We start from the raw sequence: 13689 nt of genomic DNA on the forward strand, positions 1-13689 counted from the left end.
CAGCTGCTGCCACCCCGGCCTCACATCGACCCGGCAGCCTCCTTGAGCTCCGCGTACGGTGCGAGCTTGCGGATCGACTCGATGCTCTTCAGGCAGTCGTCCTTGCTCTCCTCCGGGTCCCCGGTCACCACGACCGACCCGTTGCTGGCCTTGAGCCGGAACCGGTGCATCCCGCTCTCGTCCACGTAAAGTTCGAATCTACCCGCCATGCCGGTAACAGCCTTCCGCTCGGATGACCCCCTGGGCGCACCGTAGGCGCGCGGGCACCGCAGGGCGCGCGGGGAGTGGCGTTCGGGTGGCGGGGTCGGCACCTCGTCGGCCCGGCCGGTGGGTCCGCCGCCGTCGGCGCGCGGTGGCCGGCGCGGCCGGTGGGTCGGGCGGCCGCCGGGATGTCCGAGGCCCCGACTGACGGGGCGTCATGGAACGCGACGGCGCCCCGCGCCGGACCCGGTGGGGTCGGAGCGGGGCACCGCCGGGCGGGGTGCGGTCAGCAGCCGTTGAGGATTCCGGTGAGCGCGGTCTTCTCGGCGCTGTCGACGCCGAGGCCGTAGTACTGCTTGACCTGCACCCAGGCGCGGGCGTAGGTGCAGCGGTAGGAGGCCTGGGGGAGCCACTCGGCGGGGTCGCGGTCGCCCTTGGAGCGGTTGCTGCCGGCGGACACCAGGAGCAGCTGGGGGCGGGTGACGTCGTTGGCGAAGGCCTGGCGCTGGGCGTCGGTCCAGGACCAGGCGCCGGAGGCCCAGGCCTCGGAGAGCGGCACCAGGTGGTCGACGTCGAAGGACGAGGCGTTGGTGGTGGTCGCGTTGTCGTACGGCGAGGTCCAACTGCCGCTGGTGGCCTTGCAGGAGGTGTCGGTCGCGACGTTGCTGCCGTCCCGCTTGACGACCCACTCGCGGGTGTCGCAGGTGCCGCTGATGGTGATCCAGATGTGGAACAGCGTCCGGTCGTAGGTGTCCCCGTGGGTCTCGGCGGTGGCGGGCATCGCGGCGAGGTAGGTCCGGGCGGTGGCGGCGGAGATCGGGGTCGGCAGGGCGGCCTGGGCGGGGGTGCCGGTCGTGAGCACGGTGGCGGCGGCGAGGGCGGCGGCGGCCGGTATGCAGGACAGGAACCGGCGTATGGACGCGGTGGTGGCCATGGCGAACGCTCCATCATCAGATCGGAAAAGATGCTGAGTTGCGTGCGCCAGTGTGGCGAGCTTGGGGCTACGCGGGTAGACCCCGAGCGTGAAATCCTCGTGGACATCGGCCCGTTACCGGGCTACTACCGGACAAGTCCGGCATTCTGCAGGGGTGTTCACGACCTCCGGCCGCCGCCGAGCGGGCCCCGCCGACGGAGGTCACGGCGAGGCCGAGCGAGGACACCTCGCGGGGACGCCGCGTCCGGCAGCGACCTCCCGACCCGACCCGACCCGAGCCGACCCGAGCCGACCCGACCCGACCGGGTCGGCCGCGCCCCTCCCGGGTCGGCCGCGCCCCTCCCGGGTCGGCCGCGCCCCTCCCGGCTCAACCCGCCCTCCCGGCTCAGCCGCGTCGCCGCCCCGCCATCCAGACGTAGACCAGGATCCCCGCGAACAGGAACAGCACCCCCTGGTAGACGGCGGCGTAGCCGGCGCCGGCCAGGAGCCAGAGCGAGAAGGCGAAGGCGCCCAGCCCGAGGACGGCGTCGCGGACGAGCCGGCCGTTGTCCACCTTCTCGGTGGCGCCGCGGACCAGCCAGTACAGCTGCGCGGCGGTGGAGAGCAGGTACGGGACGGTGGCGGTGAAGGTGGTGACCAGCACCAGGATGTCGAAGGCGCCCTTCGCGCCGCTGGCGAAGTCGAGGACGGTCAGCACCGAGGCGAGACCGACGCTCACCACCACGCCGAAGACCGGGACGCCGCGCCGCTCCTTGGCGAAGGAGGCCGGGAAGAGGCCGTCCTTGGCGGCCGCGTACGGGGCCTGGGCGGCCAGCAGCGTCCAGCCGTTGAGGGCGCCGCTCATCGAGACCAGTGCGGCGACGGCGATCGCCGTCCCGCCCCAGGACCCGCCGAACATGGCGTTCACGGCGTCCGAGAACGGCGCGGTGGAGTGGACGAGCCGCTCGTGCGCGACGCTGCCGAAGACCGCCACCGTGCCGAGCAGGTAGACCACCGCCGCGCCGGTGGTGCCGAGCACACTGGCCCGCCCGACGTTGCGCTCCGGGTCGCGGACCTTGCCGGCGCTCATCGCGGCCGACTCCACGCCGAGGTAGCTGAACAGCAGGATCGCCGCGGCGGCGGTCATGCCGCCCGCCCAGCCCTGGCCGCTCCCGTCGAAGGGTCCCAGGTTCTTCGGGTCGAAGAAGAACAGGCCCCCCACCGAGACCAGCAGGAGCGGGACGAACTTCAGGACGGTGGAGACGAGTTGGACGGCCCCCACGTAGCGGGTCCCGGCCAGGTTGGCCAGCGCGGGCAGCCACTGGAAGGCCAGCGCGGCGGTGATGCTGAACGCGGTGGAGTGCCCGACGGGCAGCAGCACGTCGAGGTAGCCGACGGCGGCGACGGCCAGCGCGGCGTTGCTGACCCAGGTGGTGATCCAGTACGACCAGGCGGACAGGAAGCCGGCGAAGTTCCCGAAGGCCTCGCGCGCGTAGACGTACGGCCCGCCGGTGCGCGGGTCGCGGCGCGCCAACTGCCCGAAGACCAGGGCCAGTGCGATGGCGCCGACGGTGAGCACCGCGAAGGCGAGCAGGCTGACCGTGCCGTAGGGCGCGACGGCGGCCGGGATCATGAAGATGCCGCCGCCGATGATGTTCCCCATCACCAGCGCCGTGGCGGTCGTCAGTCCGAAGCGGCCGTTCCTCGGCGGGGTGGGGTCGGCCGGGGCCGGGGCCGGGGTCTCCGGGGCGTTCGGCCGGGTCACCTGCCGGGTTGCGGCGGGACTGGTCTGCATGAGGGTGGTGCGCCTTTCGTGGTGCTGCCCGCGCTCCGACGCGCGCTCGGTGGAGCGCCGGGAGCGTGCGGAGCGACCGTTCATGCTCGGACCGGGCGACACCTTGCACCAAATCGACGGGATTTGTTCAGTTCGCCCGGCGATTCACCGCAAGTCTTGCGGTGGCGCGGCAGCCGGACGGGCACTCGTCCGGCCCGGTGATCGGCGCCCTCCCCCACCTGTTCGACCGGCACCCCAACCGGGCCGCCCGTTCGTCCGGGAGGGGGAGTTGTGTCACCCGGATGTCGCAGTCGGCTTGCGATGAAGGCGGGTTCGTGCGCGTTCGTGTGCAAACCTGTGCCGGTGTCGCGGGGTGGCCGGGTGTGCTTGTGGCCGGCCCCGGGGCGCTCCTTCATGCCAGAGACCACCCAAAGGACATCTGATGTCGCTTCGTGGAAACATCCGCAAGCTCGCCGTGATCGTCACCGTGACGGGCGCTGCCGCTCTCGCGGCGCCGGTGCCGGCGATGGCCGCTTGGCACGCGTCGGACTCGTCGACCTCGGCGAGCCTGGAGACGGGTTCGGCCGGTGTCGGCCTGTTCGGCCCGCACGCCCAGTGGCTCAACGCGCACGAGCACACCGACGACAAGTGCATCGGCGACTGCTGATCGACGGGTGAACGGGCCCGGGTGCCGCCGCGGCGGCACCCGGGCTCACTGCTGCCCGCTCACTGCTGCCCGCTCACCGCTGCCCGCTCGGCGCGGCCTCCGCCACCGGAGCCGGCCGGGACAGCTGCCCGGGCCACCACATGTGCCGGTCGAGGTCCATGGTGAGTGCGGTGACCAGCACCGAGCGCACCACCAGGGTGTCGAGCAGCACGCCGAGGGCCACCGCGAAGCCGATCTCGGCGAAGCCCACGACCGGCAGCGTCCCGAGGACGGCGAAGGTGCTGGCCAGGATCAGACCGGCAGAGGTGATCACGCCACCCGTGGCGGACAGTCCGTTCAGCGCTCCCTGCCGGGTGCCGACTTGGGCGGACTCCTCCCGCACGCGCGTCATGAGGAAGATGTTGTAGTCGATCCCCAGCGCGACCAGGAACACGAAGACGAACAGCGGGAACGCGTTGTCCTGGCCCTCGAAGTGGAAGACGTGCGCGAAGAAGAACGCGCTGATCCCGAGCGCCGCCGCGTACGACAGCACCACGGTCGCGATCAGCACCAGCGGCGCGGTGACGGCCCGCAGCAGCAGGGCGAGGATCAGCAGCACCACGCCCAGGACCAGCGGGATGATCGCCCGGTTGTCGTTCCCGGCGGCGCGCCCGGCGTCCAGGATGACGGCGGTGTTGCCGCCCACCTTGGCGTCCGCGTTCGGCACGGCGTGCACGGCGTCCCGCACCCGGTCGACGGTGTCCTTGGCGGCCTGACTGTCCGGCGGGTCGGTGAGCGTCGCCTGGAAGAGGGCCTGCCCCTCGTGCACGACCGGCGGCGTGGTGGCCGCCACCCCCGGAGTCGTTCCGGCGGCCTCCCGTACGGCGGGGGCGCCCTCGGCGGTGGAGATGATCGTCAGCGGCGCGCCCGTCCCGCCCGGGAAGTGCTGCTCCAGCACCTGCTGGCCGACCACCGAGTCCGGCTTGCCGGTGAAGGTCCCGGCCGTGCTGAGGCCGTTGGCGTCGAGCCAGACCAGCCCGATGCAGCAGACGCCGAGCGCCAGCGCCGTCGTCACCCACACCTTGCGGGGCTTCCCGCCGATCCACTCCCCGATGTGCGCCCAGCGGCCGGTCCTGGTCGGCTCCGGCGTGCCGTACCCGGGCCGGACCGGCCAGAACACCCAGCGGCCGACGATCACCAGCAGCGCCGGCAGCAGGGTCAGCATGGCCACGAGGGCGACCAGCACGCCGATCGCGCACACCGGGCCGAGGCCGCTGGTGGAGTTCATCTCGGCGATCAGCAGGCAGAGCATGGAGGCGATCACGGTCGCCGAGGAGGCGAGGATGGCGGGCCCGGCCCGGTGCAGGGCGAAGGCCATCGCCTCGTGCCGGTCCTGGTGGCGGCGCAGCTCCTCGCGGTAGCGCGCGGTCAGCAGCAGTGCGTAGTCCGTGCCGGCGCCGAGCACCAGGACGATCAGGATGCCCGCGCTCTGCGCGTTGACGGTCAGTCCGGCGTGCTTGGCGAGCAGGTAGATGAGCGCCTCGGCGACGGTCAGCGCGCCGGCCGCCGAGACCAGCGGCAGGATCCACAGCACGGGGCTGCGGTAGGTGAGCAGCAGCAGGATGATCACCACGCTGACGGTGGCGGCGAGCAGCGAGCTGTCGATGCCCGCGAAGGCCGCGGCCTGGTCGGCGCCGATGCCGCCGGGGCCGGTCACATGGGTGGTCATGCCGTTGCTGCCGTCGGCGGCGATCCGGCGCAGCTGCTCGACGGCGGGTTTCAGGTCGTTCCAGCCGTTGGTGCCGATGTCGATCGGCACGATGGTCTGCATCGCCTGGCCGTCGCCGGAGAGCACCGGGCCGGTGACCGGCCCGGCGACGTGCGGCACGGTGCGGAACTCGGCGGCGTCACGGGCGGCTTCGGCCCGGTCGGCGGGGGTGATGCCGGAGGGCCGCTGGTAGACCACGACGGCCTGGGCGGTGTCCACCGGTTGGAAGGCCCGCTGCTCGTCGAGCACCCGGGTGGACTCGGCGCTGCCGGGCAGCCAGCTGGACGCCTGGTTGTCCTCGGCGCCCATGAGCTTTCCGGCCAGTGGGCCGAGGGCCACCAGCAGCACCAGCCACAGCGCGAGCACCACCCACTTGCTGCGGTGGCCGCAGGGCAGTGCGGCGAGTTTCCGGGTCGGAAACATCCAGGAACCCCCTGGGGGCCGGCGGCAACGACTCGTCCAGACTCGCACCGGCCCCGCGATCCGGCAGCTCCGGCGTCGGCGGCCTCCGGGCCCCGTGGCGGGGACTCAGACGCGGACGGCCGCGCGCTCCCGCAGCTCCTTCAGCACCGCGATGTCCATCGCGTGTCCGGTGCCGTCCCCGCCGTGCTTGCGGTCCGGGGTTTCCACCAACAGGGGTACGCCGGCCGTCTCCGGGTGTTCGAACAGCTCGCGGAACGGCTCCGCGCCGATCATCCCGGCGCCGATGTTGGCGTGCCGGTCCTTGCGGGCACCGACCACGTCCTCGGAGTCGTTGGCGTGGATCAGCCGCAGTCGGCCCGGCCCGGCGGCGGAGGCCAGGGCGTCGAGCGCGGCCGTCACCCCGCCGGGGGCCGCCAGATCGTGTCCGGCGGCGAAGGCGTGGCAGGTGTCCAGGCAAACTCCCACCTTCGGGTGACGGTCCAGCGCCTCCACGTACTCGGCCAGTTCCTCCATCCGTGAGCAGAGGGAGCTGCCCTGACCGGCGGTCGGCTCCAGCAGTAGCCAGGGCGCGTCCTCGCCGAGTGCGTCGAGCTCGTCCAGCAGCGGCCGGACGTCCTCGCGGACCTGCCCCATCGCCTCCGCCCGGCGCGAGCCGCCGCCGGGCGCGGTGCCGACCGCCGAGCCGGTGTGCAGCACGACACCGAGTGCACCGATGGCGTGGCCGCGGTGCAGCGAGTGGCGCAGCGAGTCGGCCGAACGCTCGCGGGTGGCGGGGTTGTCCGAGCCGAAGTTGATCAGGTAGGGCGCGTGCACCCAGGCCGGGACGCCCTGGTCGGCGCAGGCGGTGCGGAACTCCTCGTCCTGCGCCGGGTTGCCCGCGGGCGTCGCCCAGCCGCGCGGGTTGGCCACGAACACCTGCACCGTCTCGGCGCCGACCCGCCGCGCGTACGCCAGGCCCGTCCCGGCCAGCCCCCGGCCGGCCACCGGGACGTGGGCGCCGATCGGGTTGCGGACGGTGGCGGTGGTGGCGGCGGGGGACGGCGCGGGCACGGTGGTCATGGCCCCGAGGATGTCACGCGGCCGGACGGCGGCGGCGGCCAGGTCGGCCCGGGCCTGCGGAGGCGGGGTCCGCCGCGTCCTTCCGCCGAGCCCTGAGGAAACGATCCTCTGTACTCCATCGAGTGAATGGCACCCGGAAACCCCGGCTCGCGGCACCCGGCTCCGTCACGATCCGTGACCACAAGGACTCCGTGTCCCCGAGGAGGCAGCCGTGACCACCGCCGACCCCGTCGAGACCGTCGACCTGCGTGCCGACCACCTTGTCCGTGACCCCTTCGCCGCCTTCGCCGACCTGCGCGAACGCGCCCCGCTCGCCCGCGCCACCATCCCCGGCGTGGACCCGTTCTGGATCGCCGTCCGCTACCAGGACGTCCGCACGGTGCTCTCCGACCCGCGCTTCGCCAACGACGTGCACTCCGTCCACGGCGGGCCCCGTGCCGAGGCGCCCACCGGCGCCGCTGAGGCCGCCCCCGCCGACACGTCCACCCCCGCGGAGGCGCCCACCCCCGCCCACCGCACCGAGCAGGTCTGGCGCGCCCGCGGCATGCCGCCGGAGTGCGCCGCGTACCTGCGCGCCGGGGTCTTCGACGCGGACGGCGCCCGGCACCGCCGGATGCGCGGCCTGGTGCACCCGGCCTTCACGGCCGGCGCGGTCGAGCGCCTGCGGCCCCGGATCGAACGGCTCGCCGAGGGGTACGCCCGCGGGCTCGCCGGGCACGCCGACCGGGACGGCGTGGTCGACCTCGTCGCGCACTTCGCGTACCCGCTGCCCGTCACGGTGATCTGCGAGGTGCTCGGCATCCCCGGGGCCGACCGCCCGCAGTGGCGCCGCTGGAGCTCCTACCTCGGCCGGGGCGCCGGGCCCGGCCTGGACGAGGCGCTGCGCGCGATGGTGGCCGCCGCCCGCGAACTGATCGAGCGGCGCCGCGCCGAACCGACCGAGGACCTGCTCTCCCGGCTCGCGTCCGCCGAGGGCAACACCCTCGCCCCGGTCGAGACCGTCTCGCTGATCCTCAACCTGATCGTCGCCGGGCACGAGACCACCGCCACGCTGATCGGGAACGGGACGGCTGCGCTGCTCGCCCACCCCGAGCAGCTGGCGCTGGTCCGCGCCGACCCGGGCCTGCTGCCCGCCGCCGTCGACGAGCTGATGCGCTGGTGCGGCCCGACCATCGGCGGGGTGCCGCGCTACGCGACCGAGGACCTCACCCTGGCCGGCACCCTGATCCGCAAGGGGGAGGCGGTGATGCCGATCCTCGCCGGAGCCAACCACGACCCGCGGGTCTACGCCGAGCCGGAGCGCCTGGACATCTGCCGGGCCGGCGCCCCGGACCGCGACGGGCACCACGACGCGCACCTCGGCTTCGGCCACGGCACCCACCGCTGCCTCGGCGCGGCGCTGGCGCACGAGGAGGCGGTGGTCGCCCTCGGCGCGCTGCTGCGGGCGTACCCGCAGCTCGCCCTCGCGGTCGGACCGGAGGCCGTCGAACGCGGCCCGAACCCGGCCGCCTGGCACCTCGCCGCGCTGCCCGTGCGCCTCGGCCCGCAGGCCCCGGCCGGGGGCTGAGCCGGAGCCGGCAGGGGACACACCGCCCCCGACCGCACTCGCGCCCGACCACACCCACACCCGCACCCGCGCCCGACCGCACCCGCGGTCGGGCGCGTCGTCATGTCCGCCCCGCGCGCGCCACGCCGGGCCGTCCCACGCCCGGCCGACGCCCCGTCAGTCCCGCAGCCCAGCCCTGGTGGCGGCCCCACCCGGGCGACCGTACCGTCGACTCGGCCGCACCCACCGGCCGTCACCGCCCGCACACAGCGCGTCAGTCCACACCGCCGGACCGGGCCGGACACCCCGACCCACCCACGAGCACCGCGCACGCCGAAAGAACAGGTCACCACTCATGCCCACGCGACGGGTCCACCACCTGGCCGCGGCCACCGCGGCCGCCACCGCCCTGACCACCGTCCTCACCACCCTGGCCGCCGCGCCCGCGGCCCACGCCACCGACATCGGCCGGCTGCACCTCGTCCAGCCCGGCGAATCGATTCAGCAGGCCGTCGACGCCGCCCAACCCGGCGACACCGTCCTGCTGCTCCCCGGCACCTACCGGGGCAGCGTCCGCATCACCACCCCCGGGCTCACCCTCGTCGGCTCCGGCCCCGACAGCGTCATCACCCCCGGCACCGGCACCGAGAACGCCTGCGCCACCGCCGGGCACGGCCTCTGCGTGGTGGGCACCGAGGCCGCCCCGCTGCGCGACGTCACCATCGAGGCCCTCGCCGTCACCGGCTTCGCCAAGAACGGCATCGATGCCAGCGGCACCACCGGCCTGACCGTCCAGGGCACCTTCGTCCACGGCAACGCCCAGCAGGGCATCAGCCAGGAGATGTCCACCAAGGCCGCCATCCTCGGCAACCGCTCGACCGACAACGGCCAGTCCGGCGTCTTCCTCGCCAACTACGCCTACCGCGAGGGCGGCGCGCCCGACACCGGCGGCACCGTGGTCGAGGGCAACGTGCTGACCGGCAACCGGGTCGGCGTCACCGTCCGCCGGCTGCGCGGGCTGGCCGTCCAGGACAACGACATCAACGGCAACTGCGCCGGCGTCTTCGTGGTCGGCGACGAGGGCGTGCCCCGTGCCGGGGACCTGGACGTGCGGCGCAACAAGGTCGTCGCCAACAACAAGTTCTGCCCGGCCAACCCGCGCCTGGGCGCCATCCAGGGCGCCGGCATCGTGCTCACCGGCACCGAGGACGCCCGGGTCACCGACAACGAGGTCCGCGACAACACCGGCACCTCGGACTTCTCCGGAGGCATCGTCCTCTTCAAGAGCGTCGTCGGCGTCTCCAACGCCCGGGCCCAGGTCACCGACAACCGCCTGAGCGGCAACGGCCCCGCCGACCTCGCCGACCGCGACGCCGGGGCCGACAACACCTTCGCCCGCAACACCTGCGAACGCTCCGAGCCCTCCGGCCGCTGCTGAGCACCCCGACCCCCTCGCCGCCCACCCCCAAGGAAGCGCCCATGACCACCGCACCCGCCCACTCCAGCCCGCAGGCCGCGATGCGCCTGCGCGAGCTCGTCTTCGGCGCCGCCTGCGCCGCCGCCGTCCGGGCGGCCGCCCGGCTCGGAGTCGCCGACGCGCTCGGCGACGCCCCGACCACCGTCACCGACCTCGCCGCCGCGCTCGACACCGAGCCCCGCCAGCTGCGCCGCCTGCTGCGCGCGCTCACCTGCTACGGCATCTTCGCCGAGACCGGGGACGACCGCTTCGAGCACACCGAGATGTCCCGGCTGCTGCGCGAGGACGCCCCCAACTCGCTCCGGTACATCTCCCTCTGGTGCACCGAGCCGTGGACCTGGGAGGCCTGGCCGAAGCTGGACGAGGCGGTCCGCTCCGGCCGCAACGTCTTCCCGGAGCTCTTCGGCAAGGAGTTCTTCGACTACCTGCACACCGACGGCGGCGACTCGGCCAAGGTCTTCGACAAGGCGATGACCACCTCCAGCCGGCAGTCCGCCCAGGACTTCGCCGACTACCTGGACCTCACCGGCATCGACTCGGTGGTCGACATCGGCGGCGGCCAGGGCCACGTGCTCGCCAGCCTGCTGGAGAAGCACCCGGCCCTGCACGGCACCCTGCTCGACCTGCCCAAGGTCGTCGCCGGAGCGGACTCCCGGCTGCAGGACGGCGGCGCCTTCTCCGCGCGCGCTCGCATGGTGCCGGGCGACTGCCGGGTGGACATCCCGGTCCGCGCCGACCTCTACATCATCAAGAACATCCTGGAGTGGGACGACGAGAGCACCCGCCGCACCCTCGCCAACGTGGTGAAGGCGGCGCGCCCCGGCGCCCGCGTGGTGGTCGTCGAGAACCTCGTCGACAACAGCCCGTCGATGCGCTTCACCACTGCGATGGACCTGCTGCTGATGCTCAACGTGGGCGGCGCCAAGCACTCCGAGGAGAGCATGGTCCGGCTGATGGAGGAAGCCGGTCTGACCGTCACCGAGGTCTGCCCGGTCAACCCCTACCTGCACGCCTTCGAGGCCACCGTCCGCGGCTGACCCGACGGCTACGCACCGGACGACCGCCGGCCCCTCCGTTCCCGGGAGGGCCGGCGGTCGTCCGGTGCGCGCGGCGCCGGGCCCTGCGCGCGGCACCAGGCCCCGCGCGGCATCCGGCCCCGCGCCGCGTCAGGCCTTGTGCGAGGACTCCAGGTGCGCGAAGACCACCACGTTGTCCAGGTAGTCCCGCTTCTTCTTGTCGTACGTGCCGCCGCAGGTGATCAGCCGGAGCTGGGCGTCGGGCGTCTTGCCGTACACCTTCTGGTCGGGGAAGGCGTCCTTGGCGAAGGTCTCCACCGAGTCCACGGTGAAGACGGCGACCGTGCCGTCGGCGCGGCTCACCTCGACCTTGTTGCCGGGCAGCAGCAGGCTCAGCAGCAGGAACACCGCCGGGCCCTTGGTGGTGTCCACGTGCCCGGCGACGACCGCGCTGCCGCGTTCGCCGGGGGTCACGCCACCGCGGTACCAGCCGACCAGGTTCTTGTCGTCCGGCGGCGGCGCGTTGAGCTGGCCGGCCGCGTTGAGGGTCAGCTCGGTGAACGGCGCGTCCACGGCGATCTGCGGGATCCGCAGCCGGGTCGGCTTGGAGGCCTTGAGCGGGGGCACCCCCGGCGCGGCCGCCGCGGGCGGCGGGGAGGCGGCGGCCGGCGGTCCGGGGACGGCCGAGGCGGTGGCCGCCGGCGGAGCGGCCTGGGTGGCCGCCGTGTCGGTGCTCGGCCCGGTGTCCACCGAGTTGTAGATCAGCAGCAGACCGACCGCTGCCGCGCCCATCCCGGCGCGCAGCAGCCGGGGCATTCCAGAGGCGGGACCACCCGTCATTCCTGTCCTCCGCTCAACCGGTTCCGAACGGCGCGCCGCCCCCGGTGCGCCCCACCCCGGCCGGGGTGGGGCGCCCGGAGGCGACGGAAGCAGCGCGTCGGGCGTCAGGCGACCGCGCCGGAGGCGCGGCGGCCGCGGCGCAGGGCGTAGGCACCGGCCCCGAGGCCGCCGAGCAGCAGCACCGCGCCGGAGGCGAGCCCGCCGCCGGACAGCGACATGCCGCCGCCACCGGTGTGCACGCCGCCGTGCGGGGTCTTGTGGTCCTCGTCCTTGGCCTCGGAACCCTTGTGCTCCTCGCTCCCCTTGGACTCGCCGCCCTTGGACTCCGAGCCCTTGGACTCCGAGCCCTTGGAGTCGGTGCCCTTGGAGTCGGAGCCCTTGTGCTCCTCGGTGCCCTTGGAATCGGTGCCCTTGTGGTCCTGGGTGGCGGCCGAGCCCATCGAGCTGTCATTGCCCTTCGTACTGTCGGCGGAGCCCTTGTCGGGCTTCTCCTGCTTCTCCTGCCAGGTGAGGTTCTTGCCCTGGTCGGCGGAGCCGTCGGCATAGGCCATGGGAGCACCGGCGGTGAGGACGGCGGCGACGGCCGCCGCGGCGAGCAGCGTGCGTGCAGAACGCATGAGGATGATCCTTCCGGCGCGCGGACCGCGACTGCCGACACGGTGCCGGGCAAGGGGGCTCGCGGGGGGTGCGCCTGATCCACCGTCAACCACGGTGCGGCCGCCTGCCACCGGAGCGTGGCAGCGCCGGTGCGGACTGTGCGCCCTTCGGGTGGAGTCCCGGGTGTGTTCACCCGGCTGGCCGGGCGATCCGGGTGAATCCGCGCCGGGACCGGGGCCGGGTGTCGGGGGGGGCGAAGCCGGGCGTCGGGGACCGAGGGACCGGGGCCCGAGGGCCGTGCGAGTGCGTTCCCGGGACCGCCGGGAAGCGCGACGGGCCCGCCCCCGGCACACGGCCGGGGGCGGGCCCATCGGGGACGCCGGGTTCAGCGCTCCCAGCGGTAGAACTCGCGCGCCATCGCGTCCTTCGGCTCGCGCCAGGTGGCCGGGTCGTAGGCCTGGACGAAGGCGGTCAGGCGGTCGCTGACGGACCGGAACTCCGGGTGTCCGATGACCTTGGCGACCGCCGGGCCCGGCGGTCGGTCGGCCTCGATCAGGTGGAGGTACACGTCGCCGAACTGGAAGAGGCTGCGGCCGGTGACGCCGATCAGGTGCGGCAGTTCGCCCTGGTCGGACTCGGCGAACACCTCGGCGATGTCCGGCGCCGCCTCGGGCTTCATCCGGGCGACGATCAGCGCCCGGTGCGCGCCGCTCACAGCTCCGCCGCCCGCTTCTCGACCTTCTCGCGGATCAGCTGCATCTGGATCCGGGAGTTCTTGTTGATGTGGTTGACCATGCCGTTGTCGTCGACCGGCGCGGTGGGCTTCATCGCGAAGTCCTGGATCCAGCGCATCCTGGTGCCGGCCGGGACCTCCGCGTACTCCCAGCGGATGTCCATGAACTCGAACGGGCCGGGCTCGACCCGGCGGGCGCGCACCGCGAGCGAGGACTTGTCGGTGGTGCGCTCGGAGACCCAGCTCCACACCTGGCCGTTCTCGTCCGGGTGCATGGTGAGCCGGAACTGCACGCGGTCGCCGTCGCGCTCCAGCACCTCGACCGAGGCGTACTCGCTGAACAGGTCCGGCCAGTTCTCCAGGTCGTTGGTGATCTCCCAGACCAGGTCGAGCGGCGCGGCGATGACGATCTCGTTGTCGGTGTGTCCGGGCATCTCAGGCACCAGCCTTCGCGGAGAGGGAGGAGTTGACCAGCTCGATGAACTCGGCCGGGGTCTTGGCGGACTCGGCGCCGGAGGTGACCTTGAGGCCGTGCCGGTTCTCCAACTCGCCGACGACGCCGAGCAGTCCGAGCGAGTCGACGCCGAACGCGTCGAACTGCGCACCCGGCTGCTCCAGGTCGCCCGGCTCCACGATGACGCCGGCCCGGGCCTGCAGCAGGGCGGCGAGCTCCGGATAGCTGAGGGTGTTGCTCAC

At 73.7% G+C, this 13689-nt stretch carries 14 protein-coding genes; 4 read left to right on the top strand and 10 right to left on the bottom strand.

All coding sequences use genetic code 11. From position 1 onward, the window contains the following. Window positions 1-20: 20 nt before the first annotated feature. The 3 genes from ACZ7KX_RS16790 to ACZ7KX_RS16800 form a co-directional block, all read right to left on the bottom strand. Window positions 21-209 carry a YegP family protein gene (locus tag ACZ7KX_RS16790; RefSeq protein WP_350630945.1) on the bottom strand — a complete coding sequence of 63 codons (189 nt, stop codon included), beginning with the start codon at window positions 207-209 and terminating at the stop codon, window positions 21-23. 278 nt (window positions 210-487) lie between these two features. Continuing rightward, window positions 488-1135, bottom strand: coding sequence for an HNH endonuclease family protein (locus tag ACZ7KX_RS16795; RefSeq protein WP_470327063.1), 648 nt, complete (start codon window positions 1133-1135; stop codon window positions 488-490). Between the two features lie 385 nt (window positions 1136-1520). Next, window positions 1521-2909 carry an amino acid permease gene (locus ACZ7KX_RS16800; RefSeq protein ID WP_470327064.1) on the bottom strand — a complete coding sequence of 463 codons (1389 nt, stop codon included), beginning with the start codon at window positions 2907-2909 and terminating at the stop codon, window positions 1521-1523. A gap of 421 nt (window positions 2910-3330) precedes the next feature. Between ACZ7KX_RS16800 and ACZ7KX_RS16805 the strand changes: the two genes are divergently transcribed. Continuing rightward, on the top strand, window positions 3331-3555 hold the full coding sequence (locus ACZ7KX_RS16805; protein ID WP_470327065.1) for a hypothetical protein: 225 nt from the start codon (window positions 3331-3333) through the stop codon (window positions 3553-3555). Between the two features lie 73 nt (window positions 3556-3628). Here the strand turns inward: ACZ7KX_RS16805 and ACZ7KX_RS16810 are convergent, their stop codons facing one another. Further along, a complete protein-coding gene (locus ACZ7KX_RS16810; RefSeq protein ID WP_470327066.1) occupies window positions 3629-5725 on the bottom strand; it encodes an MMPL family transporter in 2097 nt (698 codons plus the stop codon). Between the two features lie 105 nt (window positions 5726-5830). Then, window positions 5831-6784 (bottom strand): deoxyribonuclease IV, encoded by a 954-nt coding sequence (locus ACZ7KX_RS16815; RefSeq protein WP_470327067.1) that lies wholly within the window; start codon window positions 6782-6784, stop codon window positions 5831-5833. A 211-nt stretch (window positions 6785-6995) separates the two neighbouring features. Here ACZ7KX_RS16815 and ACZ7KX_RS16820 point away from each other — a divergent pair, with 211 nt between their 5' ends. The 3 genes from ACZ7KX_RS16820 to ACZ7KX_RS16830 all read left to right on the top strand — a co-directional run bounded on the left by ACZ7KX_RS16820 (window position 6996) and on the right by ACZ7KX_RS16830 (window position 10844). Continuing rightward, on the top strand, window positions 6996-8351 hold the full coding sequence (locus ACZ7KX_RS16820; protein WP_470327068.1) for a cytochrome P450 family protein: 1356 nt from the start codon (window positions 6996-6998) through the stop codon (window positions 8349-8351). 334 nt (window positions 8352-8685) lie between these two features. Further along, a complete protein-coding gene (locus ACZ7KX_RS16825; protein ID WP_470327069.1) occupies window positions 8686-9768 on the top strand; it encodes a right-handed parallel beta-helix repeat-containing protein in 1083 nt (360 codons plus the stop codon). Window positions 9769-9809: 41 nt separating this feature from the next. After that, the gene (locus ACZ7KX_RS16830; protein ID WP_470327070.1) at window positions 9810-10844 is read left to right on the top strand and encodes a methyltransferase; all 1035 of its coding nucleotides are present in this window, start codon (window positions 9810-9812) and stop codon (window positions 10842-10844) included. A gap of 129 nt (window positions 10845-10973) precedes the next feature. Here the strand turns inward: ACZ7KX_RS16830 and ACZ7KX_RS16835 are convergent, their stop codons facing one another. The 5 genes from ACZ7KX_RS16835 to ACZ7KX_RS16855 form a co-directional block, all read right to left on the bottom strand. Then, entirely contained in the window at window positions 10974-11663 is a 690-nt protein-coding gene (locus tag ACZ7KX_RS16835; protein WP_470327071.1) for a class F sortase, read from the bottom strand. A gap of 104 nt (window positions 11664-11767) precedes the next feature. Next, complete coding sequence (locus ACZ7KX_RS16840) at window positions 11768-12280, bottom strand: hypothetical protein (protein WP_470327072.1); 513 nt, start codon at window positions 12278-12280, stop codon at window positions 11768-11770. 365 nt (window positions 12281-12645) lie between these two features. Continuing rightward, window positions 12646-12975, bottom strand: coding sequence for a TcmI family type II polyketide cyclase (locus ACZ7KX_RS16845; protein WP_350520173.1), 330 nt, complete (start codon window positions 12973-12975; stop codon window positions 12646-12648). Then, window positions 12972-13427 (bottom strand): SRPBCC family protein, encoded by a 456-nt coding sequence (locus ACZ7KX_RS16850; RefSeq protein WP_350520172.1) that lies wholly within the window; start codon window positions 13425-13427, stop codon window positions 12972-12974. The genes ACZ7KX_RS16845 and ACZ7KX_RS16850 overlap by 4 nt, the downstream gene beginning before the upstream one ends. A gap of 1 nt (window position 13428) precedes the next feature. Then, window positions 13429-13689 (bottom strand): acyl carrier protein, encoded by a 261-nt coding sequence (locus ACZ7KX_RS16855; RefSeq protein WP_350520171.1) that lies wholly within the window; start codon window positions 13687-13689, stop codon window positions 13429-13431.

It is taken from the genome of Kitasatospora sp. NPDC038210 (assembly GCF_055600605.1).